The sequence below is a fragment of the Hymenobacter crusticola genome, from assembly GCF_002154225.1.
In the GTDB taxonomy this organism is placed as follows: domain Bacteria; phylum Bacteroidota; class Bacteroidia; order Cytophagales; family Hymenobacteraceae; genus Hymenobacter; species Hymenobacter crusticola.
On the sequence record NZ_MTSE01000028.1, the window covers coordinates 1 to 24,056 of the forward strand.

22 protein-coding genes are annotated in these 24,056 nt (G+C 49.6%); 15 read left to right on the forward strand and 7 right to left on the reverse strand.

All coding sequences use genetic code 11. The annotated features are described in order from the left end of the window. Window positions 1–300: 300 nt before the first annotated feature. Window positions 301–1,491: a RepB family plasmid replication initiator protein gene (locus BXP70_RS25530; RefSeq protein WP_086596963.1), complete on the reverse strand. Its 1,191-nt coding sequence runs from the start codon at window positions 1,489–1,491 to the stop codon at window positions 301–303. Window positions 1,492–2,143: 652 nt separating this feature from the next. Between BXP70_RS25530 and BXP70_RS25535 the strand changes: the two genes are divergently transcribed. After that, window positions 2,144–2,806, forward strand: a complete 663-nt coding sequence (locus BXP70_RS25535; protein ID WP_086596964.1) for an AAA family ATPase — start codon at window positions 2,144–2,146, stop codon at window positions 2,804–2,806. After that, on the forward strand, window positions 2,793–3,110 hold the full coding sequence (locus BXP70_RS25540) for a hypothetical protein (protein WP_143436681.1): 318 nt from the start codon (window positions 2,793–2,795) through the stop codon (window positions 3,108–3,110). The genes BXP70_RS25535 and BXP70_RS25540 overlap by 14 nt, the downstream gene beginning before the upstream one ends. A 1,129-nt stretch (window positions 3,111–4,239) precedes the next feature. Here the strand turns inward: BXP70_RS25540 and BXP70_RS25550 are convergent. The 4 genes from BXP70_RS25550 to BXP70_RS25555 all read right to left on the reverse strand — a co-directional run bounded on the left by BXP70_RS25550 (window position 4,240) and on the right by BXP70_RS25555 (window position 7,633). Further along, window positions 4,240–4,899 (reverse strand): recombinase family protein, encoded by a 660-nt coding sequence (locus BXP70_RS25550; RefSeq protein ID WP_086596967.1) that lies wholly within the window; start codon window positions 4,897–4,899, stop codon window positions 4,240–4,242. Window positions 4,900–5,085: 186 nt separating this feature from the next. Continuing rightward, entirely contained in the window at window positions 5,086–5,229 is a 144-nt protein-coding gene (locus tag BXP70_RS30065; RefSeq protein ID WP_179197840.1) for a hypothetical protein, read from the reverse strand. 134 nt (window positions 5,230–5,363) lie between these two features. Continuing rightward, on the reverse strand, window positions 5,364–6,158 hold the full coding sequence (locus BXP70_RS29680) for a hypothetical protein (RefSeq protein ID WP_143436682.1): 795 nt from the start codon (window positions 6,156–6,158) through the stop codon (window positions 5,364–5,366). Beyond that, the gene (locus BXP70_RS25555; protein ID WP_086596968.1) at window positions 6,116–7,633 is read right to left on the reverse strand and encodes a hypothetical protein; all 1,518 of its coding nucleotides are present in this window, start codon (window positions 7,631–7,633) and stop codon (window positions 6,116–6,118) included. Before BXP70_RS25555 ends, BXP70_RS29680 begins: the two co-directional genes overlap by 43 nt. Window positions 7,634–8,596: 963 nt before the next feature. Between BXP70_RS25555 and BXP70_RS25560 the strand changes: the two genes are divergently transcribed. From BXP70_RS25560 to BXP70_RS25575, 4 genes are all read left to right on the forward strand, one after another. Then, window positions 8,597–9,016, forward strand: a complete 420-nt coding sequence (locus tag BXP70_RS25560) for a DUF4158 domain-containing protein (RefSeq protein ID WP_086596969.1) — start codon at window positions 8,597–8,599, stop codon at window positions 9,014–9,016. Window positions 9,017–9,508: 492 nt separating this feature from the next. Next, a complete protein-coding gene (locus BXP70_RS25565; protein ID WP_086596970.1) occupies window positions 9,509–10,138 on the forward strand; it encodes a hypothetical protein in 630 nt (209 codons plus the stop codon). A 264-nt stretch (window positions 10,139–10,402) separates the two neighbouring features. Beyond that, window positions 10,403–10,663, forward strand: coding sequence for a transposase (locus BXP70_RS25570; RefSeq protein ID WP_086596971.1), 261 nt, complete (start codon window positions 10,403–10,405; stop codon window positions 10,661–10,663). A gap of 36 nt (window positions 10,664–10,699) precedes the next feature. Next, on the forward strand, window positions 10,700–11,569 hold the full coding sequence (locus tag BXP70_RS25575; protein WP_086596972.1) for an IS3 family transposase: 870 nt from the start codon (window positions 10,700–10,702) through the stop codon (window positions 11,567–11,569). A gap of 14 nt (window positions 11,570–11,583) precedes the next feature. On the opposite strand, the gene dnaB is transcribed toward BXP70_RS25575, so the two are convergent. Both dnaB and BXP70_RS25585 read right to left on the reverse strand, forming a co-directional pair. Further along, complete coding sequence (dnaB, locus tag BXP70_RS25580; protein WP_086596973.1) at window positions 11,584–12,954, reverse strand: replicative DNA helicase; 1,371 nt, start codon at window positions 12,952–12,954, stop codon at window positions 11,584–11,586. Then, complete coding sequence (locus tag BXP70_RS25585; protein WP_143436683.1) at window positions 12,954–14,087, reverse strand: hypothetical protein; 1,134 nt, start codon at window positions 14,085–14,087, stop codon at window positions 12,954–12,956. Before BXP70_RS25585 ends, dnaB begins: the two co-directional genes overlap by 1 nt. A gap of 191 nt (window positions 14,088–14,278) precedes the next feature. Here BXP70_RS25585 and BXP70_RS25590 point away from each other — a divergent pair, with 191 nt between their 5' ends. From BXP70_RS25590 to BXP70_RS25630, 9 genes are all read left to right on the forward strand, one after another. Next, the gene (locus tag BXP70_RS25590; RefSeq protein WP_086596975.1) at window positions 14,279–14,854 is read left to right on the forward strand and encodes a helix-turn-helix domain-containing protein; all 576 of its coding nucleotides are present in this window, start codon (window positions 14,279–14,281) and stop codon (window positions 14,852–14,854) included. Between the two features lie 185 nt (window positions 14,855–15,039). Beyond that, entirely contained in the window at window positions 15,040–15,636 is a 597-nt protein-coding gene (locus tag BXP70_RS25595) for a hypothetical protein (protein WP_143436684.1), read from the forward strand. A 56-nt stretch (window positions 15,637–15,692) separates the two neighbouring features. After that, entirely contained in the window at window positions 15,693–16,028 is a 336-nt protein-coding gene (locus BXP70_RS25600) for a hypothetical protein (RefSeq protein ID WP_086596977.1), read from the forward strand. A gap of 926 nt (window positions 16,029–16,954) precedes the next feature. After that, on the forward strand, window positions 16,955–17,401 hold the full coding sequence (locus tag BXP70_RS25605; RefSeq protein ID WP_086596978.1) for a hypothetical protein: 447 nt from the start codon (window positions 16,955–16,957) through the stop codon (window positions 17,399–17,401). Between the two features lie 236 nt (window positions 17,402–17,637). Then, window positions 17,638–18,837 carry a hypothetical protein gene (locus BXP70_RS25610; RefSeq protein ID WP_143436685.1) on the forward strand — a complete coding sequence of 400 codons (1,200 nt, stop codon included), beginning with the start codon at window positions 17,638–17,640 and terminating at the stop codon, window positions 18,835–18,837. A gap of 4 nt (window positions 18,838–18,841) precedes the next feature. After that, complete coding sequence (locus tag BXP70_RS25615; protein WP_086596980.1) at window positions 18,842–19,822, forward strand: protein NO VEIN domain-containing protein; 981 nt, start codon at window positions 18,842–18,844, stop codon at window positions 19,820–19,822. Window positions 19,823–19,933: 111 nt separating this feature from the next. After that, entirely contained in the window at window positions 19,934–21,412 is a 1,479-nt protein-coding gene (locus tag BXP70_RS25620; RefSeq protein WP_086596981.1) for a type I restriction-modification system subunit M, read from the forward strand. Then, window positions 21,409–22,662, forward strand: a complete 1,254-nt coding sequence (locus BXP70_RS25625; protein WP_086596982.1) for a restriction endonuclease subunit S — start codon at window positions 21,409–21,411, stop codon at window positions 22,660–22,662. Before BXP70_RS25620 ends, BXP70_RS25625 begins: the two co-directional genes overlap by 4 nt. Before the next feature lie 26 nt (window positions 22,663–22,688). Further along, on the forward strand, window positions 22,689–24,026 hold the full coding sequence (locus BXP70_RS25630) for a hypothetical protein (RefSeq protein ID WP_086596983.1): 1,338 nt from the start codon (window positions 22,689–22,691) through the stop codon (window positions 24,024–24,026). The last annotated feature ends 30 nt before the right edge of the window (window positions 24,027–24,056 follow it).

Below are 24,056 nucleotides of genomic sequence, written 5' to 3' on the forward strand. Positions count from 1 at the left end.
TGCTATATTTTCCGTTTTCTGAGAGGGCCCCAAGGATAGCTTCTCCAGAATGCAAATAGAGTTCTGCAACAGCCACGCTCCTTTGCAGAACGTTATCAATCATTCTGTTGCCCTCGATCACGTGCCCTTGTCACAATTAAGTGGCGTTACGATGAACTTACAGCAAGCTCAATTAAGAATAGGCTGTTCAACGATGGATGAGCGTAATAAAGATAGAAAGTACCCTATGCCCTACCTAGTCTATAATAGCACAAAGCTATGTAACTAGCTAAATGCTATTTTATACCTTCTAGTATTCAGCTAGTTAGCGGCCCAAATAGTGGGGAATGTACTCTTCAACAAGGCCATCGTGGCGGCCGCTACATTCTCGGCCGGCTTGGCCTTGGTTTCGAAGTCTCGTAAGATCGGGTAGGTTTCTTTTAGCAACGTAGTTAATTGCGCCTCATCACCAGCAAGCACATGCTGAACCTTGCGAATCTGCGCCTCCGTGAGTTTAAGCTTGTGCAGCCGCTTCTGCACCTTTTGTTGCAATGGTGTAAGTAAGTTCGTCGACACAAGTTCAACTGAAGGAGCAGACTCTAGTGACAATTCTAATTGCTTAGTCGGCTGAGGCTTCTTTCCTATGTTGAATGTGATATAGGTAACAGCTTTCCCTCGTTGACGACGTTCCGTATAAGTAATATCGAAACTCAGCTCATTAAGCTCTGCTACTGAAGGCTGCAGTACTTTATTACGGAAGTCGGAGTAGCGCTCATACTGCGTCTTCTTAGGCATAGTCAACTCCCTCAACTCATCTACACTTACAGTATGTGGGCTTTTGAATTGCCAAGAGCGCATTAGCCAATAAAGCTTATGCGTATTATTACTCTTGATGGCTAGTAGTTCGTCTACGTCAGCCGTCGTGAAGTTTCCTACTAGGTTTATCAAATAAGGAACCACTGCCTTACCGAAAGTGGCTACCAGCAACTTCGTTTCTGGGTCATAGCGCATTGAATCGCATAGTGAAACTAGATGTACAGCTTCATCATTAAGCTCAGGTACACGAATGGTAGCACTCATCATCCGTAACATGGCTGCTTCTAACAGTTCATGTTGGTGCCCGCCATAACTAGGAAACAACTCATTTAATGGAATTACAGCTGTAGGTACTTCTAAATCTCCTTTACGAATACAGCGCAGCATAAGCGCGAATATTTTAGCTTCTAGCAACGTAGTCGTGGTAGGAGTCTCTACTAGCGTATTATGCTGCGCTACGAGTTTGGTACGTTGAGCTCGAGCTACAATAGCCTCATGGTCGGCCGGTAGTTTAGGATGCAGACTAGTTGTTTCAACATCGCGGGCTAAGTAAGTAGCCTTTTCCACCGCTTTTGCAGCCTCCAACTGCGTAGCAAAGTGTCCAATGTGCACAGTTTTCCCATCTCGCTGAGCACGAGCTTTCCACTTGCCTTTGGACTTATCGAAACTAACTCCTTTAATAGAGGCAGACTGCATGTAATTAGAGTATAGTAGTACAGTGAAGCTAGTTAAGAAGCGTGACTTTGTTTATCAAAACTTGTCCCCGATGTACTTCTTTCGCAGTTAGGGACAGTCCCTTGTACATCCTTCGTGTCCCCGATGTACATTATTCGTATTTGTCATTGTCCCTATTGTACATTCTTCGTGTCCCCAGTGTACATCTCTCGCAGAAGAGCTCGATAAATAGCTATAAATCATTCACTTACGCAGTCTTTAATATTTAAATAATACTTCTTTAAAAGGAAGGAATAGATCTCCTTCTTTTTGAGTTTGATTTGGATCTCTAATGATAGTGATGCAGTTGCCTTATAACGTAAGGCTGCGCACACCAGGGTGCGAACATATGTACATACATTGTTTGGCTTTACTGCTTTTCCTAGCTTCTACCAACTTACATAATGGTCTCATTCCAGCAATCCGCGAACAGGTGGATTAACTCAGCCAGGATACATCAAGCATACTCATCTTGATTAGGGTTAAAGATAGCTAATAGGAAATCAAAAAAGAATGCAAGTGTGACATCTTTGTTAATGTCAAATATGATAATATATTTGACCCCTAGTAAGATATCATATAATACTTCAAGTATAAGGTCATTTATGATATCATTCATATTACATAAATAGCTATGATTTACGTAGTTGGAGGGTATAAAGGTGGTAGCGGAAAAACTACCACAGCAACTAATCTAGCAGTATTTTTGCTTCATCAAAAGCGGCGTATACTATACTGTGATGGTGATGTACAAGGAACAGCTAGTTTATTCAATGAAGTACGCCGTGATTTTAGCGGACAGCCTCCATTAGAGCTTGTAGCGCTCTCAGGCGCTAAACTTCACCAGCAACTTTTGCCTATATCCCGCGATTATGATGATGTAGTGGTAGACGTAGGCGGCACCGACTCTACTAGCCAACGCGCAGCGCTGACCATTGCTGACACCTACCTAACACCGTTCCCGCCTCGTGCTGCTGACCTTTGGACTAGCCAAAAGGTAGACGAGTTGATTGGCCAAGCACAAGAGGTTAATCCTAAGTTACGAGCATTCTCATTCATCTCTCGTAGCGATACATACGGTTTGAGCGGAGCAGCTGGACAGAATGCTGCTGCTTATCTAAGCAACCTAGTGCACATTACATTCTTACCCTTAGTTATTGGTAATCGAATTGTTTTTGACCGTGCACTGGCACTTGGGCTTTCAGTATTAGAACTAACGCCACCAGATACTAAAGCCACTTTTGAAGTCAATTCTTTATTCAATCACTTACAACTGCTTACTCGTGAAAAAACCTAATCCACCTATGCCCACATCTATGCGCAAGGCTGAGTCGTTCATTGAGGCTGGTGGTAGCACGCCTACCGAAAAAGCTCAACCCAAAGTTGAAAATGGTATGACTGCTTTTACGCTAAGACTCTATCAATCAAAACTAGATAAACTAGCAGCACTTAAAGATGCACGTAAGCAGGCGCGCTTAGTTCAAGAAAATCCTAGTCGCGAAACTATTTCTGTTAATTCTTTAATACTGGAAGCCATTGACTTACTATTAAAACAAGAAGCCAAACGTGCTGCCAAAATTAATGTCAAACGTGATAGCTAATTTGATATCACACATGGCTACTATTATGCAACTAAATTAGATGTTAAAATAAAGTATGTGCTCCGGCTTAAAACAGTAGTAAGTTTGCGCCTAGAAGAGCCACATATGGAGTCTAATCCTCAATTTGGTGGGTTGGATATTAACACTGTGTACTATCACCTGAAAAGGAGTGTAGCATGCACCTTTGACTCTATTACCTTGACGTTTCTGTGACTAAGGCTGAGGGCTGTTGCATGAGGTGCGTAAATAAGATTGATCTGTTTCCAATAGGCTTTGTCTGCCGCAATCGTCATGTACCAAATCTTAATGTTGCATCGAAATTCGGGTTGAATCATTTCGGCTTGCATCAGTAGCCTGCCTGGATACTTCGATTCCAGCCACACCTTGGCTTAGCCGCTTAATCTAGCTTGCTATCAGCAGCGTATAACGGTGCTGGCGGGACTTCTAAAAACGCTGCATGAACGCGTTTTTTAGCCTAATTAACCCAATTGCACCCTAAAATGGGGCAAAAAGGGGATGAATTTCTCTTAAAAGGTCACTTTTGACAAGGCTAATCTCACAAATTTTGAATTAAGCTATTCTCTGTCAAGATTTTAACTAATTTTCATAGGGTTTTTGCCCCTTTGGTGGGCGTTAGCCCCACGACCCGCGCAGTCAGTCGCCTGCAATTGCACCCGAAAAAGGCCGATATCTGCTAGCACTATGGGCGACCAACCGCGCGTTTTAGGGACCAGGGCGGAGTAAGACGGGCACCAAGTGATGGCCTCGCCGTCCGGCTCGCGGGCTCGCCAGAATTGCCGTCCCGAACCGATCGCCAGCACAGGACGAGGAACAGGGCAGGAGAACGTTCCACCACCCGTCGCCGCCATACGTGTGCACCCCTGACACTGGAATAACCGCCTGAGGAGCACGCAAGAAGGTAGTGAAAACGCGACAAAAGCGTCGTTTTTGCCCCTTTTGAACCGCCCATTCTCACGTTCGTGGAGATAACTATTTATCAATTAGCATGTTAACTTACTTTCGGGTGTTTTCACCCCTTTACTGGGCGTCAGCCCCACGACTCACGCAGCGCGTCGCTTGCAATTGCACCCGTCACCACCCGATATCTGCACGAGGTATTTAAGGTGGACTAACCTTCTTGCGCCCGCTGGGCCAGCCGTTGCACTTGCTTGTGGGTGAAGGCACACCCCCGCCGTGTGCGAAACCCTAAGTGCGCCAACTCCGCGGCAATCTGGTTGTAACTATGTCCCTGCGCCAGCCGAGCCAGGATCAGGGCCGTGGCCTGCCGGTTACCCTCGTGCTGACGGGCATTGCGCTGCCGCGTAACCAGCCCCTCCGCTTGTGCTTCCACGGTCAGGTTCTGCGGCGAGCCGAGCTGCTTGCCTTGCTTCTTCAACACCTGCAGCGCGCGGCGGGTGCGCTCGCTGATCATATCGCGCTCCTGCTCGGCCAAGGCGGCAAAGATGTGCACGGTAAACTTATTGGCTTGGGGTTGATCACAGGCCACAAACTCCACCCCCGACTCCATCAGCGAGGCAATGAAGGCCACGTTGCGCGAGAGCCGGTCCAGCTTAGCAATGACCAGCACCGCCCCGCGCGCCTTGGCCAGCTGCAAGGCCTGGCGCAGCTGCGGCCGCTCCGCGGTCTTGCCACTCTCTACTTCCACGTACTCCCCCAGCACGGCTTCTTCCTTCACGAAGCTGCGCACCATTTGCTGCTGGGCCGCCAACCCTAACCCACTCCGCCCTTGCTGGAGCGTGGAGACACGGTAGTAGGCAACATAGGGCATCGCAGTGGGAGAGGTAACAGGAGTGGTCCTCGAGCAAAAGTAGTGGTCTTGGACATTTTACAAACGCTCCTTTATAAAATGTCCAAGAGACCAAAATCCGTAAAAAGAAGAAGCCCACCGCTAAGGACAGCGGTGGGCTTCGGAGTAGGAGCGCGCATCAGGTAGAACGCGCGTGAAAGGAGAAGGCTAGAGAACCGGGTTGGCCACGAGGTCCTCGGCCGTGATGCGGTAGACCACTTCGTCGTCTGTGGTACTGATCGCCTTAAAGCCGGCTTGCAAGGCGACCTTCTGACTGGCCTGGTAGTACTCACCGGCGACCCCGTAACTCACCGTCACTTGCTGCTAGGGTCGACTTCGGAGCAGGTAGGGAAGGAGCTCGTCTCGGAGAGCGGTGGTGAGCAGGCTCAAATATACTAATAGCTTATCCCAAGCGCCAAACATTCATTAGTTATGAGGGTCATATCTTATTGATTAATGCTAGAAGATGATTGTGGAGAGGTGAGATTACTTAATAAATCTGCTTCAATAGCTGTGAAGCCGCCAATTGCAATATGTCCTAGTCTTCTTCTTTCTTCATCAAGTTTGTCTCTTACTTTTCTTTTGATAGTCCTCTCGGGTAAATCGTTGTATTCGTTCCTTACTTTCTCTGCTACTAATACAAGATCTTTAGTAAGTACGTCAGTGATTCTTAATTCCAGTAATATGGGTAATATACTTTCCTGTTCCTTTGAAATATGTCTTCTGTTTGGACCAATCGCTAGATAATTAATCAAAAAGTCAGGGCTCATAACAGGTGAAGAAATTATAAAGTGAGATGATAATTTAGTGCCTTTCACTTTATTGTACATACTGAATGCAGCTTTGTCAAGCGTAAGCCACCAAGAGGTATACCCCATTGGGTTCTCTCTTTCTTTAGAATCATTATGTTTTTTCATTATACCTAAGTAATTTTCTGAATCATGTTCTGCTAATTTTATAATAGACAAATTATCAGCAAATTGTTTTGTTCTTTGTCTTCTAGTTTCATGTAGCTCAGTCCATGCTTCTTTGACTGCATGTCTTAATTCTGTAGGAACTGATTCGTATTCTTGTTGCAAGTCAACTATTCTTATTTCATGAATATCTTTCAAATAATCAGATAAATCATCTAAAGGCCTGTGTTGTCCCTTAAAATTATCTACCCATTTGATAAATTTGCTTGGGTCATTTCCATTTTTTATATATATATAGAATATAGAAATGGTATATTGCCCTCCCATTGGCTATTTGGCATATTTATATATGTTATACACCTATTTAGGTGTCTTTCCACTTCTTCTAATACTCCTTGCGTTACAAAAAATCTAATACCTGTTTTTGTTGCGGCCTTAACTAGAAGCGTAAATTGTAATTCTTCTTCCGATAGAGATTCAGCAAGTAGAAATAAAATTATGCCAGTATCAAGCCATATACTACCATGTGAAAACATTTTATTAACTGCACTTTGCACATCTGGTGTTTCTCTTAGAAAAGCCATCATTGTATAAGTGTCTGCCATTCTACGCAAGTGTGTTCTTAGCTCTTCTCCAGAATCTCTTAGTATAGATACAATAGAAATTGATAAAAAATTTGTATAAGAACTATTTAATACTTTGCTTGAAATTAATGATTCCTCATTCTTGGTTAATTTATTTTTATTAATATCATTAATAATATATTTGTCAAGGTCTTCTTCTCTATTAATTTGATACTGTGTTTTATTTTCGACTGTAGAAGCAAATACTTCTCCTCTTGCCAAAAGGAACGTTTCTATTAATCTTTTTAATCTCTTTGATATTATTTTAAATGTTTCGTCATCAGTTAAGATAATTTTTGATATTATTGATTTTATTTCTTCATATAATTTTTCTTCTGATAAGCTTATACTCAATAGTTGATCATTTATTCTAATATTTTCTTCATGTGATAAACAAAAGTTATCTTCTTGTTTCCAATGCTTTATAACTTTTTTAGATAATCTATTAACAGCAGTATCTACATTTTTTTGTATTTCGCTCATTTCGTGGGCTGGTAACATAAGATGTACTCTTTCATGTAGAGATAATCTGCTCAGCCTATTCTTCGAATCAGTGCCCCTTAAAGCTGCTCTAACAAGAGCTTCAAATGAAAGTTTCGTGAGTCCTTTATCACGCGTATCATCTTGAAGCTGAAGTTCTAAAAATACTAATGCAGCTCTACTTTCTATATTATCAAAAACTTCAGAATTATTAGAAATTATATTTTCATTTAGTGTAATAGGATCTATTATTTTATCATACAGATTTTCTGAAGATTCTTGTTTGGATTTGCTGGACGTGCATCTTTCAATAAACCAATTTCTGTCTCTTATATCTACTATAACATTGTGATCAGTAAGCATCAGGGTTTTGATTTTATCACCTCCTGCTCCGATTTCTTGGTTCGTTGCATATATTAACATTAATATATTTGGAAAATTCTCTTTTATACGCTTAATAGTTTGCTTAATTTTAAAATTCCAATCAGGTGTCACAGAATATTGGAACATAATATTGGGTTTTCCATCGTAAGAGAATAATTCCGCATCTCTACCTAAGTCACCTGCCCCAGACGCAGTGGTTCTCAGATCCGGATAGTCGTCAGATAAGAAACCTGATGCAAACCTTTCAAAATGATTCCACTCAGTGCTCTTTATATCTATTAAGGCTCTCTCAAGACGTTGCTGTAACTTTCTCATTTTGGCTTTTCTAATTTTATAACATGTCTGTCTGTGCAATGTAATTATTGTGATATTTTTTCACGTTATAGTCATTCTAGTCAATAACTTTTGAAATTATTCATCCCTTTACCGTCTCCTGAACCCCGCTGAAATTGGCAGCGACCTCTTATAGCTTGCTGAGCACATACAAGCTTTGGACGGTGCTGACTTTGTGGAAGTTATCGTAGGTATATTTGCTTGATTTGTCGCCAGCAGGCGGTTTGTCTGACGGTGAGCCAAGGGAGCAGTTTGCGCAATTTGAGCAGGTTAGCTTCAGTAACGCTGGTTAGGCTTGAGCTTCGCTTTTGTAGTGGGCGACCAAGAGCTTCTCAATTTCCTGATCGCTCATAATGGTTTACACCTTCTCGGTCTGCTTATTCACATGGTGCGGCAGGGACCCTTTAGTTTAAAAAAGCTCTGTACAAAAGACATCCGCCTCTGTATAGCTGACAATGCATGTCGCATTTAGGCCTTCTTATAGCAGCGGGGGGATAAAATTACTGTAAGGCCTTTAGCGGCCGAAAGCAGGAATAATCTGGTTCACAAATAGGACGTATCCTGAAAAAGTATTCGGTTTGGCTCAAAAAGTTAGGTTCAATAACCTGAAAGCCGTTTTGTTTTTGGACTGTCTTTCTGAGTCTTGTTTTAAGTCCCCCTATGTTATGAAAGTTGCACTTTGCAGCAGGTCAATAAGTTACGGCTTTCTAGGCCTCCCCTGGAGTAGCTTACAGTAACTTTATCCCCTCGCTGCTATAAGAAGGCCGTGACCGGCGCCAGCACTTCCACCTCAGCGAAGCGGACCTAGTCAACTCGTAGTCCCTTCCGTGGGACCACGAGTTGACTAGGTGTGGCCCTATACCTGGGGCTTGGTACCTAAGCTAACTACCTGATGTCTAGTCGGGGAACGTACCCACCCAACGGCGGGCCTTTGTGGCCGGGTAACTGTCCGTTGGCGCGTTAGCAAACCTAGCTAGGTACGGCAGTCACGAGGCTACGAGCACGGCCCATCTACAAGCCGCCTTCAAACACCTGGGTTGGAGCAAGTGGACCCCACTGGAACAAGGCTGGCTAGAACCCTGGCTGCTGGAGCACGACAACGAGCGGCTCTTATTGAACCTGGCGTGCCAGAAGCTGCACCAGCACCGGTTGCTGCGCCTGGCCATGGGCACCCTGGAGCGGCTGGCGGGCAGCTCGGCCAAGCAGGCGCACCGCAAATCGCTTCGTCACCTGCAGCCGCTGCTCGATCAACCCGGTCTGCGGGCCACGCTCAACGCGCTGCTAGTGTCCGACGACACCCTAGTTGCCCTTACCAAGCTCGGCTGTGACAATATCACCTTCCGGGCCGTTAAACGGTTTTGTTAGCCACTCTTAGTGAGATCATTGTCTGTCCTCGCTTTAATGATCTGCCGGTTAGTGGTACTACGGCTAAAAGCAGAATGAAGCCAGAGATACCGTAACTACCCTTTTTTTTGAGTCCTGTACGCACCGCGTCAGCAGGTGGTGCTGATTTTTATTGAACCGATTAGCCCAGACCTATGCGCGTCTGAATCCGGCGAGCATAGGTTAAAACCGTGATACTACTTAGCAATAAGAACCGCACCGTCGAGCTGGGTCAAAGCTGAGCTATACAAAATGTAAACTCATATTGAATATACTACAAACAGCTTGTAGCTCTTCTGAGTGGTTGCCTCATAATTTGATAAACACTCCACCAACTAATTTGCTGCTTGTTACTTAGGTGCTGCCTATCTGAATATACTTTCAGATTTAGGTATCTGCAAATTAGTACAACTTTTAAGTGTCAGGAGAAAATCTTACTATTGAATAAATAGGTAAAAAATAATTTTCTTAATCGTGGCAGAGGGAATAGAAGGCTTATTGTTCGGTGCTTTAGGGGCACTAGGGGGAGCTGGCATTCAATACTACTTTCAGCGCCGAACTGCTAGTAGGCAAGAAAGGAAGGAAATTATTGAAACTCACCTTCTGCAGCTGCAAAATAGCGTAGAATCTTTATACTATAGGTTGAATAACCTGCGATTTTGGTCTGGTAAAGAGATGATGTCAGATGATTATTATACACATACTTGGCTTTATATTGTCGGACGGGTACTAGCCTATGAACATCAACTTGTTATAAAAGGAATATATGCAAAACTTGATTATAATGATTCTTTAAAAAGAGAATTAAAGTTAAGAATGCACAACATTAATTGGAATTTAGATGACGGAGAATTTTTGCATTATCACAGGGTGCAACTTGCGGAAATGACAATGGATAAAGACAGAATAATTACTTACACTGAATTTTCGGATAGAGTTTCATCACCGGCGTACTCTAGTGCAGTTGCACCCGCGCTCAAATATCTTCAGCATGCCCCAAAATCTGCCTTCGAAAAGATTAGGACAGAGTCAGAAGCACTTGTTAATGCTCTGCAAAAGTGCACAAAAGTGCCTAGCGCGCTTTCCTTGACGGAAAAATCATGATCTCTGCCGTGCTTATTTTAGACAACTAATAATGCAACTGTTGAAAAAATAGGTTGAAGAGTTCTTTTACGCAGTGAGAGTGTGGCAAAGGTAAACTTATACTAGGGAGCCCGTTATGCTGACAGGTTTAGGCAAGAGAAGAGTATTTCATCCACTTGGTGGAGTATCCTATTCCTGAAAAAAGTAGGACACTTATTCACTTCAATAGAACACTGAGGTGGTCGAGTAAAAACAGACGGTGCGAAGTCTTATCTTCCACTGCCCATGCCCGATAAAACACATTCGAGCGGTTCGCCGCTAACTCGCAAAAAATACACGCCGGCCTTTAAAGCGGAATGCGTGCGCCAAGTGGCGGCCGGAGCCCGGCAAACGGACGTGGCCCGTGCCCAGGGCCTGTCGCCCGCCCTACTAGGCCGCTGGCAGCGTCAGGCGTTGGCCGAGGCCGTGCGAGTAGCGCTGAGCGCGAGGAGATTAAGCGCTTGCGGGCCGAGCTACAGCGTGCGGAGCAGGAGCGCGATATTTTAAAAAAGTCGTGACTATCTTCTCCCAACCGCCTCAATCATGAGCCGTTACCAGTTCATTGAGCACGTCGCTACCACCGAGCCGGTGCAGGTGCTCTGCCGCGTGCTACACGTCAGTCCAGCTGGCTATTATCAATGGCTAGGCCGGGCAGACCGACCGGCACCTGGCTGGGAGTCCGCCGCCAAAGCGGCCTTCTCGCGCCACGCGCAGCGCTATGGCACCCGGCGCTTACGGGCGGAATTGCGCGCCGAAGGCCACGCTGTGGGCCGCTGTGCGCTGCGCACCTGGTTACGTAGCCACGGCTTACGCGCGCTGAGCACCCGTCCGCAACGCCCGCGCACTACCATGGCTGACCCAACGGCTGTCATGGCCGAAAACCTGTTGCTCGGCCAGCCCGCGTCCACTGCCCCTAATCAAGTGTGGGTCGGCGACATTACCTACCTGCCCCTGGTCGGCGGGCGCTGGTGCTACCTGGCCACCTGGCGGGATACCTGCTCACGGCGCGTAGTCGGCTGGCAACTTGACAAGCAGATGCCTACGGAACTGGTACTCACCGCGCTCGAACAGGCCCTGACGCTCCGCCAGCCGGCTCCTGGCCTGATTATCCATGCCGACCGCGGCAGTCAGTATACCAGTGCATCTTGCCGTGCGCGCATCGCCCAAGCGCAGGCGCTGGCCAGCTTTAGCCGGCCAGGCAACCCCTATGATAATGCCCAGGCCGAAGCGGGCTGGAGCACGCTCAAAGCGGAATTGCTGCCCCATGGCGGCGCGTTTGCCACCCTCGAAGAAGCCCGATTGGAGGTAGCCCACTACCTCGATACCTACTTCAACCTCGACCGTCGGCACTCCGCCCTGGGCTATCGCTCACCACACCAATTCGAACAGGACTTCGAAACCAACTTATCTTAGCGCACTGTCCGTTTTTACTGGACCACCCCAAGATCCAAGTCGCCATACTGCCCTTGACTCATGACTGACTTGACCACGGGACTGTCAAGTCCTCCATTGCGGTGCTTGGCAATAATAAGCTCGGTAGTATCCCTAGTGGAGACGCCTAGGGCATCCTCTAAAATGCCGTAGTATTCCGGACGGTAGGGAAAGATAATGACGTCGGCATCCTGCTCAATGGCTCCTGATTCGCGCAAGTCACTGAGTTGAGGCCGCTTGTCGCCCCCACGCTTTTCTACGTCCCGACTAAGCTGCGAGAGAGCAATGATGGGGATGTTCAGCTCCTTGGCCAGCATTTTCAGCCCCCGCGAAATAGCGCTGATCTCCTGCTCGCGGCTCCGTTGGTTTTTGCTTTCGTCCTGCATGAGCTGCAAGTAGTCGGTGATGATAAAACCAATCTGATGGTCTGCCTTCATTCGGGAGGCTTTCGCGCGGGCTTCGCTGATGCTCAAAGAGGGAGTATCATCCAGATACAGAGGCAAGGAAGTCAGCACCGTTGTTTTCCGCTGAATCGATTCTACTTCCGCTAGCCCATGCTCCAGCAGGCCACGTTGGAGCTGGCTGGTGGTATAGCCCGCTTCGGTGGCAATAAGCTTACGCATGAGTTGAGCATTGTCCATCTCTAGGGTCAGAAACAAACCCGGAATACCCTGGCCAGCCGCGTGACGCGCAATGCTGAGCGCTAAGCTGGTCTTCCCCATCCCGGGCCGGGCCGCGATAATAATCAGATCAGATGGTTGGAAGCCGCCAGTAACTTTATCGAGGGACGTGAGACCGGATGGGACCCCAGTCAAACCGCCCCGCTGCTGGGTGGCATTAGCAATTGCCGTGATGCTTTCCAGATACAACTCCCCTACGGTCTGAGGACGTCTAATTTGCAACACATCATGCACGCAGTTAAGCTTCTGCTGCGCCTGCCCTAGGAGCGCTAATGAATCTTGTGTCAGATCGTAGGCCCGATCTACTAGCTGACGACCTATTTCAGCTACCTTACGCTTAGTGTAAAGTTCCAGCAGTTGCAGGCAATGCGTGGGCAAGTGGGCCGCGGAGTGGACGCGCACCGAAAGTTCAGCTACTTCCGCAGACCCACCGGCTCTGGTTAACGTTCCATCATGGTCGAGCTGCCGGTTGATACTGATCAAGTCTACCGCTTGGCCAGCATTGAACAGGCGCTCAATGGCGCGGAACACCAGGCGATGCGCCGGCTGGTAGAATACCTCTTCGTTGCTTCGCAACAGCGTTAAACCTGTGCGCAGACCCGCTACCTCAAGAAGCATTGCGCCGAGGACGGCCTTCTCTAAATTATCGTCATGGGGGGCGACGTGAGTATACGGCTGGGGATTCATCAGAGTACAACTTTAGGATTTACTTTCTCCGCCAGTGAGAAACTGGTGCGCGCTGGGGTAGGGAGTCCTGATGTATTTGGGGGAGGCGACGGGAGTGATTCATCGGTCCAGCAACGACCTTGCAAATAGTTTTTCGGGTCTTTGCGGTACTGCACAGTCGGCCTGGCCTGCACATACTTTGGCAAGTGTGCCATGATTGCAGCTCGCTCGGTGGCACTGAGTCGCGCCCACTCCTGCAGACAGAGAAGTCGGTCGCTCTTTTTACCGTAGGCATTCCAGAATTCCTCAAAGCCCGGCGTTTCTTCCGGTTGATCTTCCGGGCTGGGCAACTGAGTAATCAAACCTTGGGAACTCAAAGCATCAAAGTTCAAGTAGTGTTGTACGTAGTTGCGCCAGCCGAACAAATCCCGCGCTGGTATGCCTTCCGTCTTGGCGGTAATCTGCTTCAGATAGTAGGGGACGCAGGCGTTCTCATATCCCAGTTTCGTCGCCAGCTCAGTGAAGCCTTCCTCCGTCGCATATGGGGATGTTGTAAAAGCAATTCGCTGTCGCGCCCTGTTCCCCCCGGTGTTCGAAGCCAACGCGTGTGAACGATCATTTGTGCTGCTCTTTTCTCCCTGAAACCAACTGATAGCAGCCCCTATCCTTGATGCCGGCGCAGCTGACCTTTCTTCTTTGTTCTGTAAGAGAGAATCTGTTTTGTTTTCTTTCTTTAAAAAGGAGGGGTCGGATTCTGACTCCTTTACCGACCCTTTCTGAGGAGTGAATGGGTCGAAATCTGACTGATTATTCGGCCTCTTTGTTTGTGATAAGGGGTCGATAGATGACTTCTTTGTAGGAGCGACAACCTCCCTATTTAGTAAGGTATATACCGCCTTATTTCCCCGCCCATTTCCACCGGCATGGTAAGTAATCAAGCCGGCGGCAACCAGCGTAGCGCGGGCAGGCTTCATGGTGTTTTTGGGCATGTTTAGGGTTGAGCATAATGAGGCATCGGCTACTGTGAATGGATTATGCCAGCGTTTTTGGTTGCACACGTTCATTAGAAAAAAATAGAGACGAGTGGCATTTCCACTTAAAGGAGCGATTGCATCCCGTTGCCAGAAGCGCTTGATGAGTTCGAAGTAATCCATACGACGAGAATAAACTGGAAGTGAGGAATGAATATGTAAAAGGGATGGAAGGAGCGATTAACGTGTGACAACTCATCACCTAGCTTTCTATGTGCGGCGAAGAATAGAACGAGAGACTATCAAATGTAATTTATTGTTTATTAGTTAACAAAAAAATACGCAAATACAAATAAAGTGGTTATGTTTACTGTATGGAGAAGCTGAATGAAAGAGTACGGGCTATTCGCCTAGCAAAAAGCCTTACGCAGGAGCAAGTAGGTGTGCATCTGAGCACTACTAAAGCTAACTACAACCGCATAGAAAAAGGCCACGTCAAGATTGATGCGGTGAAGCTAGCGAAGCTAGCCGACCTATTTGAGATGACCCCTGAAGCGATCGAAACGTATCGAGGCGAGGATCAGCGAACGGCAGAGCGGATCGAAATTGAGTATTTGCGCCAGCTAGTGGCGACTCAGCAACGCTACATACAACAGAGTGAGCTATTACTTACCGAATCGTACACGTTCTTCAACTACTGTTACGAGCTACTAGTCGCGCTCTTCCCCACGGATGGCGAAAACACGGTATCCTTGACAGAAATAAATCGGGTGTGGAGCAAGCTGGTGAGTTATTCGCTGGCAGACACCGACGCCTCTCAGCAGGCTTATGCCGAGCATCGCATTGAATCGCCCTTGCGCGCCGCTAAGCTGGGCTACTTTGATAGCGTCGTCATGGCTATGCGCAGCTTACTCTATTTCCATCAGCAGGGACAAGCTCCACAAGAATAATAGACCAATTACCAATCGATTAGCTTACTGTGTGAGGCCTGGGACCAGCGCAGAACGCTAGCAGCATTACCAATGTCGGTGGCTACAATGCCACCATCCTATCTGCCACATTCAACTACGGCGTCCTTAAAACCTTTTTCCTCACCCGGAACGGATTGCGAACCGTTCGGCTGTCTATCCACCCAATGGATTCCTCTCGATATTGTCCTGAGTGCGACGCCCCCGTTGTGGGCCGTCGCGACAAAGTTTTTTGTAACAGCAGTTGTAAGTCCCGCTACTTCCGACGTCAGGCGGATGCGCCTGCTCCCTTTTCCCACGCTGTGCCGCTCGTCGACGAGTGGCCTGCTTCCCTTGTCCACGAGCCAGAGGAAGATGAAGAAGAGAATGAAGCGGTGGGAAGTAGGGCCAGGGCTACCCATCAGCAGCTCACGGCTGCCGAACGCGAACGCACTGCACAGGAGCAGGCATTCCACCAGCTTTATTGCTCGCTGGTAGAGCGGTTCCTCACAGAAGCAGGCCATCAGCTTACAGGATGGAGCGCGGGTCGTTTTGTGCGGAAACTGTACGCCGCCGCACAGGAGTATCGGGAGCATCCGGGCTTAGCGCACGCAGAGGATATCAGCCATCGGCGCTTGCACGACCTCTATTGGATGCACGATCAGGTGCAGGGAGTCGTCGAAGACATTGCGCAACAAGGGTTCTTCGGCAGTGGTTATAGTGCGTACACGGTAAGTAAAAAGAAGTTGAGACGTTTGCGCGAGCACCTGGTCGAGCAACGGTAACGGTTCAAACCGTTTGGCTAGGACAATACAATCATTGTTTTTCTTTGTACCCCACGATGGCTTTCTCTCCTTCTTCCGACGATTTACAAGGAGAATCTCCCGAGTTCTGGCAGATCCAGCAACAACACGCCGACGCCTCTCATATTGCGTGGTGCCTAGAAGAAGTGGTCTTCCACTCGCCGGAAGCGGCTTTCGCGCATCTACGCCACGATCCCACCGCTTACGCGCTTACCTTGGCTCGACTGATTGGTTTAGTCTGGGTGACAGGCCTTTCGGCCGACAATATCATTTGGGAAGAACAGTCGTTCCTGACCACCGGCAGGTACTCACGGCAGTTACAAGCCGCCTGTGAGAACCTAGCGAAAAAGTTGCGGGGTATTCATCGTAGTTAACGAGCGGGTTGTTTCCACGGAAAGACCTCTTAGTAGAAGAGCTATTACGCCTCTGAGTTTGATTTCAGCGTCGCAGCCATGAACTGTCGGTTAGACTCGCATTGATCCTTTTTCCGTCTACTTGGCCGTGGCATTGAACCACGCGTTGGTTCTTGTCGTACCGTAGCTCCTAGAACCGGAGTGCCGCCTGCGTTTAGGAGTTCGCTTGCCTGCAAGTAGTGCCTAGAGGCTAAATTCTGGTTTTGCTTTGATTCATCCAGACGCATTGGACAACAGCGTTAGATGGATTTCGGGCCGCAGCAAGGCATATTTGGCTTTTCCATAACCTGATAAGCCTAGTTGATCGCTCCTACTCTTATTTTGAAGGTTACCTATAACAGCGGTGAAGATGGTAGATCGCTGGCTGGGAGCCCCTGCCATAGTGCAGGCGCGCTCCGAACACCTCTAGCTTGATTCTGATATGGTTCTTGGATCAATCCATTAATTCTAGTACTCGCCTGATAGGCCTACTTTCTAGGCCTAATAACTTGGTAAGCAGTTAACGACCCGCTACAACAGCGTGAGCGATAGTATAGCAGCAAAACGAAGCTGAAGCGCTTGTGCGAGCACGTAGTTGACAGATAAGAACGGTTCAAACCGTTCGAACAGAGCCGATGCATCTGAACCAAGACGCTTATCATTATATAAACGAGCGGGCGTGTCCAATAACGGCCCCAGAGCGGCCCACACTGGGTGCTTAACTCGTATGGACGAATTGAGTTGAAGTACGTATTAGAGGTCCATAAGCTCTGACCTTGAAATGGGCAAATAGAAACTCAGAAATTCTTAAAACGCTCTATTTTTGGCTGGCATAGCCCGCTATAGTTGTCGGCTCGATAATCGCGACTATACAGTATACGGGTGTTAATACATTTCTTAGCCCTTCAATGCTTAAGTACGAGAGTGAGCTAGCCGCTATCGAGTTTACGGCAGTGAAATGCCCTGCCGATGCCGCACCGTGTGATGGAGTAGCGTACCGCTATGTGCATCAGTCCGTGCCAGTAGCGGAAGACTTTCTACCAGTGCCCATTGAATCAAACGGGCCACCACGACGAATACAGGTTGGAGCGGCTATTGAAGGGCAAGCGCTGGTAGCGGAAGAGAACTATCTGTGCAATCAATGGGCTCTGTCGATGTTTGAGACAGAGGACCACGCCCGCAAATTCTTCAAGGCCTACTTACGCAAGCGCAAAACGCACACGCATATTGCGGCTGTGCAGTTGCGCCCCATTGATGGGCTCGGTACCAAGCCCAATACGCATCTTCATTTCAATTTTCACGAATACCAAGCGGCCAACCTTGTGGCTCAAGTGGTAGCAATAACTGCAATCTGATGATAACGCAACTAGGATTCAGATTAGCCGCTCAGGAATTTGCTGCTACGCTGCATAAGGTAGACGATTTAGTTTATTACGAAGGACCGCTATTGACGCATTATCAGTCGTCAGCTGGAAAGCACTATCTATTTAACTGGGTTGATCACGACGAGCAATCCAATCGCTGGCTCGTGTTGGAAACGTCAATCGTGCACCTATATGATTATGCAACTGGATTGCGCTCTTTGCTGGACGTGGCTCAGCAACCATATAACACCAACGTGCTGGTGCTAGACACTGATGCAACAGGAGCGTTTGTGCAAGGATTGCTGGTACCCAGAGAACAGCTAAACCCAGAATACAGGCCAGAAGAAGACTCGTTTCACATCCTACCGCTATCAGAACGGTACTTGGCATATTTTGACGCCATGCGGGTGGATGGGGACTTCACACGGCATCTGGAAGCGCTGCGGCAGAAAGCAGTGGAGTTTAGGCTAGAACCGGTAGAAAAGCGGTTTGGTACCACCATCGGAGCAGCCGACATAGGCTCATTTCTGCAAAAAGTGACCCGCTCGTTCCGGAGTTATGTAGAGGTGCGGTTTGAGCATATGTTCCGCTCCCTTTACGCTCTAGAGGAGACACTGTACAAGGATTTGCAGAAGATTCTCGAGGTGACGGAACCGCGGTCAGTGTTTGCTAATCACGGCAGTTTTGAAATCTCGCTGGCAGTGGATATAATGCCACTCATGGGCCAAGTGAATGTGGACGGTCGCATTTCCGACTGGTATCGCGTGGCCCTGCAAGAGTACAAGCAGGATGTAATAGATTTCGATTACACCTCTGGGAACCGACCTGCAAACCTAGAACATGCTACGCCCGAACAGATGCGGGCCATCTATCAGCCAATTATCAGCATCGCTAACAATGCCGACTATGTGGTGCAATCCCGCGAGGCGGTAGAAAACGGATATCGGGTGCTGCCGCGCATAACGCAAGTAAACGCCCGGAGCATAGCTCCGCCTCGGGCACGTGAATCGGAAGAACAACGAGCGGACACGGAGTTTTTGAGTCTTGTGCTTGAAGTAGAAAAAAACAAAGGCCTACGAAATTTGTCGGTGCGGGAGCTGCGCAAGTCATTGGTGACAATGAGCAGCAGCGAACAAACCGAAGCCGCTGTGGAAGGCTTCACCTCGGCGGAGGGACAAGAAATACAGTTCGGCTCTCCTTTGGAAATAGTGCTGGCTAAAACTGGCAGTTTGTACGAAGCACGTTACGAGCCGCTAGACATTGTAACGCTGGGCCCCAACGCCGTGGCAGCGCTAGATGGCTTCAAGAAGGAACTGCGAAATCTGTACACCCGCTACCTAAAGCAGCGGGACCAGGAAGAGGACGCACCCACTCCAAAGCTGGTGCGCATCATGGCCGCATTTAAGGAGGCATTAGGGGTAGCGTAACGGTATGCAACCCATCATCTTTTTCAACACCGGTTGGATGAACCGTTACGCGGGCCCAAACAACGACAGCATACAGGGCGGGGGTAAGTATGTGCAGGTGCATAAAACCGGTGGGGAAATGTTCAATTTCAAACCGCACCGAGGTATGCTTTACGGCTACGTGCAACCGCCCCGCGGTGGAAATATCCACATTAATCGACTAGGAGCTGGCTTATCAGTCTCATCTATAAGCAATGTGCTGGTGGTTTGGACAGCGACGCACCCGGTCACGCGGGGCACCTTTGTAGTTGGCTGGTACAAATCGGCAACGGTGTATGCTGCTTACCACAAAGTGAATGTTACGCGAACAAGCCAATGGAACTGGCAGGGTAGAAAGCATGGCTACCACGCTACGGCAAAGTCGCAGAACGCGGTGCTGCTCCTACCCGATGCCCGCACGCTTGCAGTGCCACGTGGCAAGGGCAATATGGGTCAGAGCAATGTTTGGTATGCCGATAAGAATCCTGCTTTTGAACAGGAGGTGCGCGATTATATTCAGCATTACCAAGCCACTGGGCGACCACCGCTACCGATAAAGCGTGCCCACGGACGCCGCCAGCCCGATGTACTTAAACGGCAGGCTGTCGAGCGAAAAGCTGTGGAGGTGGTGAGCAAATACTACTCCGACTATGGCTATACAGTAGACTCCGTAGAAAAAGACAACGTAGGCTGGGACCTGGAAGCCAGGTCGGGCAACTTGCTGTTGAAACTGGAGGTGAAAGGACTGTCGGGGCGAGACGTGGTGGTGGACCTGACGCCGAATGAATACCGGCAGATGAAAGCTGACCCAGCGCATTATCGGCTGTGCGTGGTTACGCGGGCATTGGATAAGCCAACGCGACATATTTTCTCTTATCTGCCGGGACTAGACCAGTGGCAGGATGAGTTGGGGCAAGAGCTGCAGCTAGACGAGGTGGTAAGTGCTCGAGCGGCATTGAAGCACTAAGACACAGGCCAGCACATTGCCTTTGTAAGATTTTGTTACTATAGAAGCCCGTCCTACCTTTAATGCCCTGCTCTCGAAGCGGGGCTACTTTTTCCTTCTTGTGTTCCTTCTATGATTACCGGCGACCTTCGCAGCAAGGTGGACCGGGTGTGGGAAGCCTTCTGGACCGGAGGCATTGCCAACCCGCTCACCGTCATCGAGCAGATTACATTCCTATTATTTATTCGGCGGCTCGATGAGCTGCACACGGCCCGCGAAAGCCAGGCTCACTGGACGGGCAGGCCTATCCAAAACCCGATTTTCGGCGACGACCAGCAGCATCTGCGCTGGAGCCGCTTCAAGGAAACCGACGCCGAGGCTATGTACCGGGTGGTGGGGCAGGAAGTGTTTCCTTTTATGAAAGAGGCCGGCGGGCAGGTGGGCGCTTTTGCCGAGCGCATGAAGGACGCCACCTTTATGATACCCACGCCCAACCTGCTGGAGCGGGTGGTGACCATGCTCTCGGCCATCGACATGAGCGACCGGGACACCAAGGGCGACCTGTACGAGTACCTGCTGAGCAAGGTGGCCACAGCCGGCACTAACGGGCAGTTCCGTACGCCGCGCCACATCATCCGGATGATGGTGGACATGACCCGGCCCACGCCCCAGGACATTATCTGCGACCCTTCGGCGGGCAGCGCGGGCTTTCTGGTGAGTGCCGGCGAGTACGTGCGGGAACATTACCTGGAAGTGCTGAATGACCGGGCCACGGCCGAGCACTTTCAGACCCAGGCCTTCAACGGCATTGAGTTCGACGCGACGATGATTCGCATCGGGGCCATGAACCTGCTGCTGCACGGCATTGAGAACCCGCAGCTGCACTACCGCGACGCGCTGAGCGAAGCCAACGCGGGCATCCGGGAGGCTTACACGCTGGTGCTGGCCAACCCGCCGTTTAAGGGCTCCTTGGACAAAGACACCGTGGAGAAGAGCCTGACGCGGGTGGTGGATACCAAGAAAACGGAGCTGCTGTTTCTGGCCCTCATTCTGCGAGCTTTGAAGACTGGCGGCCGGGCCGCGGTGATTGTGCCCGACGGAGTGTTATTTGGCAGCAGCAAGGCCCACGTAGCCGTGCGCAAGGCGCTGATAGACGGGCAGAAGCTGGAAGGCGTGGTATCCATGCCCAGTGGGGTATTTAAGCCCTACGCGGGGGTGAGTACGGCCGTGCTGCTGTTTGCCAAAACCAACTCGGGCGGCACCGACCAAGTGTGGTTCTACGACATGCGCGCCGACGGCTATTCCCTAGACGATAAGCGCACACCGCTGGACCCCGCCAAGCCCTTCACCAACGACATTCCCGACATCATAGCCCGCTGGCACCTGCGCCATGATGCCGGCGAGCAGCAGCGCGTCCGTACGGAGCAAAGTTTTGTGGTGCCGGTAGCCGATATCCGCGCTCAAGGCTATGACTTAAGCATCAACCGCTACAAGGAAACTGTGCACGCGGAGGTGGAGTACGCCGCCCCGCACACCATCCTAGCCGCAATCCGCACCCTTGATGCCGAGCGGCAACAGACTTTACAGCAACTTGAAGGATTGTTGGGATGAAGAAGGTAACTCTAGCTGACATTTTCGAAAAGCCCATTTCAGGTGAATGGGGTGTAGAGCCAACTGAACAGGCGGTCAACATCCTACGCACTACTAACTTCACTAACGAAGGAAGGCTCAATCTATCGAATGTTGTCAGGCGTGATATTGAGCGCAAGAAAGTACTACAAAAGCAACTTAGGCCCGGTGATATAATTATCGAGAAATCGGGTGGCAGTCCAACTCAGCCAGTTGGGAGGGTGGTCTATTTCGACATTGAAGAGGGCACGTATCTGTGTAACAACTTCACTTCTATATTGCGCCCCAAAGCGAGTGTACATCCTAAGTATGCCTTGCATATGCTTTATGGATTGCACATTAACAAAGTAACGCTTGCCTTTCAGAATAAGACCACTGGAATTATAAATCTGAAACTAGCTTCCTATTTAGCTGATGTGCAGATTCCCCTTCCTCCCATAGCTGAGCAGCGTCACATTGCGCGGGTGCTGGACGCGGCCGACCGGCTGCGGCAGCAGGACCAGCAGTTGCTTGCGCAGTACGAGCAGTTGGTACAGGCCATGTTCGTAGATATGTTCGGCGACCCGGTGCGGAATGAGAAGGGTTGGAATAAGGTGAAGCTGGCAGATTTTATTCACCCAGAACGACCCGTTACTTATGGTATTCTTATGCCAGGAAGTGAGGACATAGAAGGCGGTGTGCCATATGTGAGAGTGGTTGATATCAAAGGTGGCCGCGTATTGCACAATAAGGTTAAGCGGACAACCAAAGAAATATCTGACAGCTACAAAAGGTCCTTACTAATCCCGGGTGACCTACTGATCTCCATAAGAGGCCATGTAGGCAGGTTAGCAATAACTCCTCCAGAATTAAATGGCGCCAACATCACTCAAGATACAGCCAGACTATCTATTAATGCTGAATTATCTAACCCAGAGTATGTTCATCGTTGCCTTGAACATATTGAGATGCAAAGGATTATGCAGCGTTACACTAAAGGCGTGGCGGTGAAGGGAATTAACCTTGGTGACTTAAGAAAAATAGAAATTCCTCTCCCTCCCCTAAAATTGCAACGAAAGTTTGCAGATACAATCAAGCTTTTGGAAGCCCAATACTCCGTAACCCAAGAGCTTCAGCAGCACTCCGAAGCCTTGTTCAACAGCTTGTTGCAGCAGGCGTTTCGCGGGCAGCTGACGCTACCAGTAGAAGCCGAGGCACCCAAGCGGGGAGGACAGCTAGTGTTGGAATTGTAGGCCATAGGTAACAGCTATGCTATCCGATGATTGGGCAGAATCCACACCTGAATCTATTCCGGCACTATGCCGCCAGTGAAGACCAGCAAGTGCTGGAAAACAATCTAACTCGTGCGCTGGCGCTGTGCCTGCAACACGATGCACTGTTTCTGTACGCGCTGCTTGGCTCCATTGTGGGGGAAGCCGAGCTGCGCGGGCACCTGCACCTGACCTACGCAGAAGACCGGCTCAGGGTAGATGTACAGCAGCGGGTGCAGGACCTGGGCGCTTGTGCCACGCTCTACGCAGTAGCCTTGACAGGTGTTGAGCTGGATGCGGCTACCTACCCGGAGGTGGCCGCTTGGCGGAACGATACCCCCGTTACTGACCTGACCATCCGCTACAAGGATGTGCTGGTGCTGGTGGAAGTGAAACGCACTAACGAAAACTGCCTGGGACAGCTGAAAGGGCAAGTGGAAGCTTACCTGGAAAGCCAGTCGGGTGAGCAGCCGGCGGCCGTGAAGCCAGTGGCGCTGAGCTGGGCCAAGGTGGTGCGGCTGGCTACCAACATCCAAAACCTACGCCAGCTTACCGGTCAGGCCAGCCCGTACACTACTGACTTGGTGCAGTTCGTGCAGTATCACTTTCCGCATTGGGATGAGGTGCTACCATTCCGGTTTATCCCGTTTGCGCACTCCGACGGCATCAATGCCCCGGCGTTGTACAAGCGGCTGCACTACATTCAAGGCAAAGCTTTCGGCGACCGGCTGAAGTCGTTTAACGACCGGGTAGCTATGCCGCTGGACGAAACCTGGGCCAGCGAAGTCATCACCTACCCTGAGCTGCACGACGGGACTCCCTGCATCAGCGTGAACGTGTGGCCAGGCAACACCAAGCAGCAAGGCTGGTCGGTGTACGGCCGGCCGCTGGATTGGACCCAGCGGACGACGCTGCAGGTACAGGGCCAGGAATACCCGGTAGCCATACAGCAGTACATCAAGTTCTCGCACTTTAACCGCTACATCTTCGAAATCCTGCTGGAAGGTGAGCTGGAGCCCTACGCACGCAACTTTCAAAGTTGGGCGGCCTTTGACACGTATTCCGGCCAGCGGTGGCGGGCACAGTGGCCCGAGCTGGAAAGCTGGCTGGACCGCGACACCGATGGCAAGTGGCGCGCACACCTGCCGGCCTGGACGGAAAACTTCGTGGACACTGATCGGAACTACGCAGCGGTAGCGCTGGGCTTTCAAATAACACTGCTTCTGCCGTACGCGGAGCTGCAGCGGCTGGACACCAGCACGGAGCGGTGGGAGCCGGTAGCTTGCTTTTTGCAGTCGGCTACAGCTGCGCTGCAAGCTTTGGTGAACGGTACTGACTACCGTTAGACAACCATGAACCGGGACTTACGAGAGTAT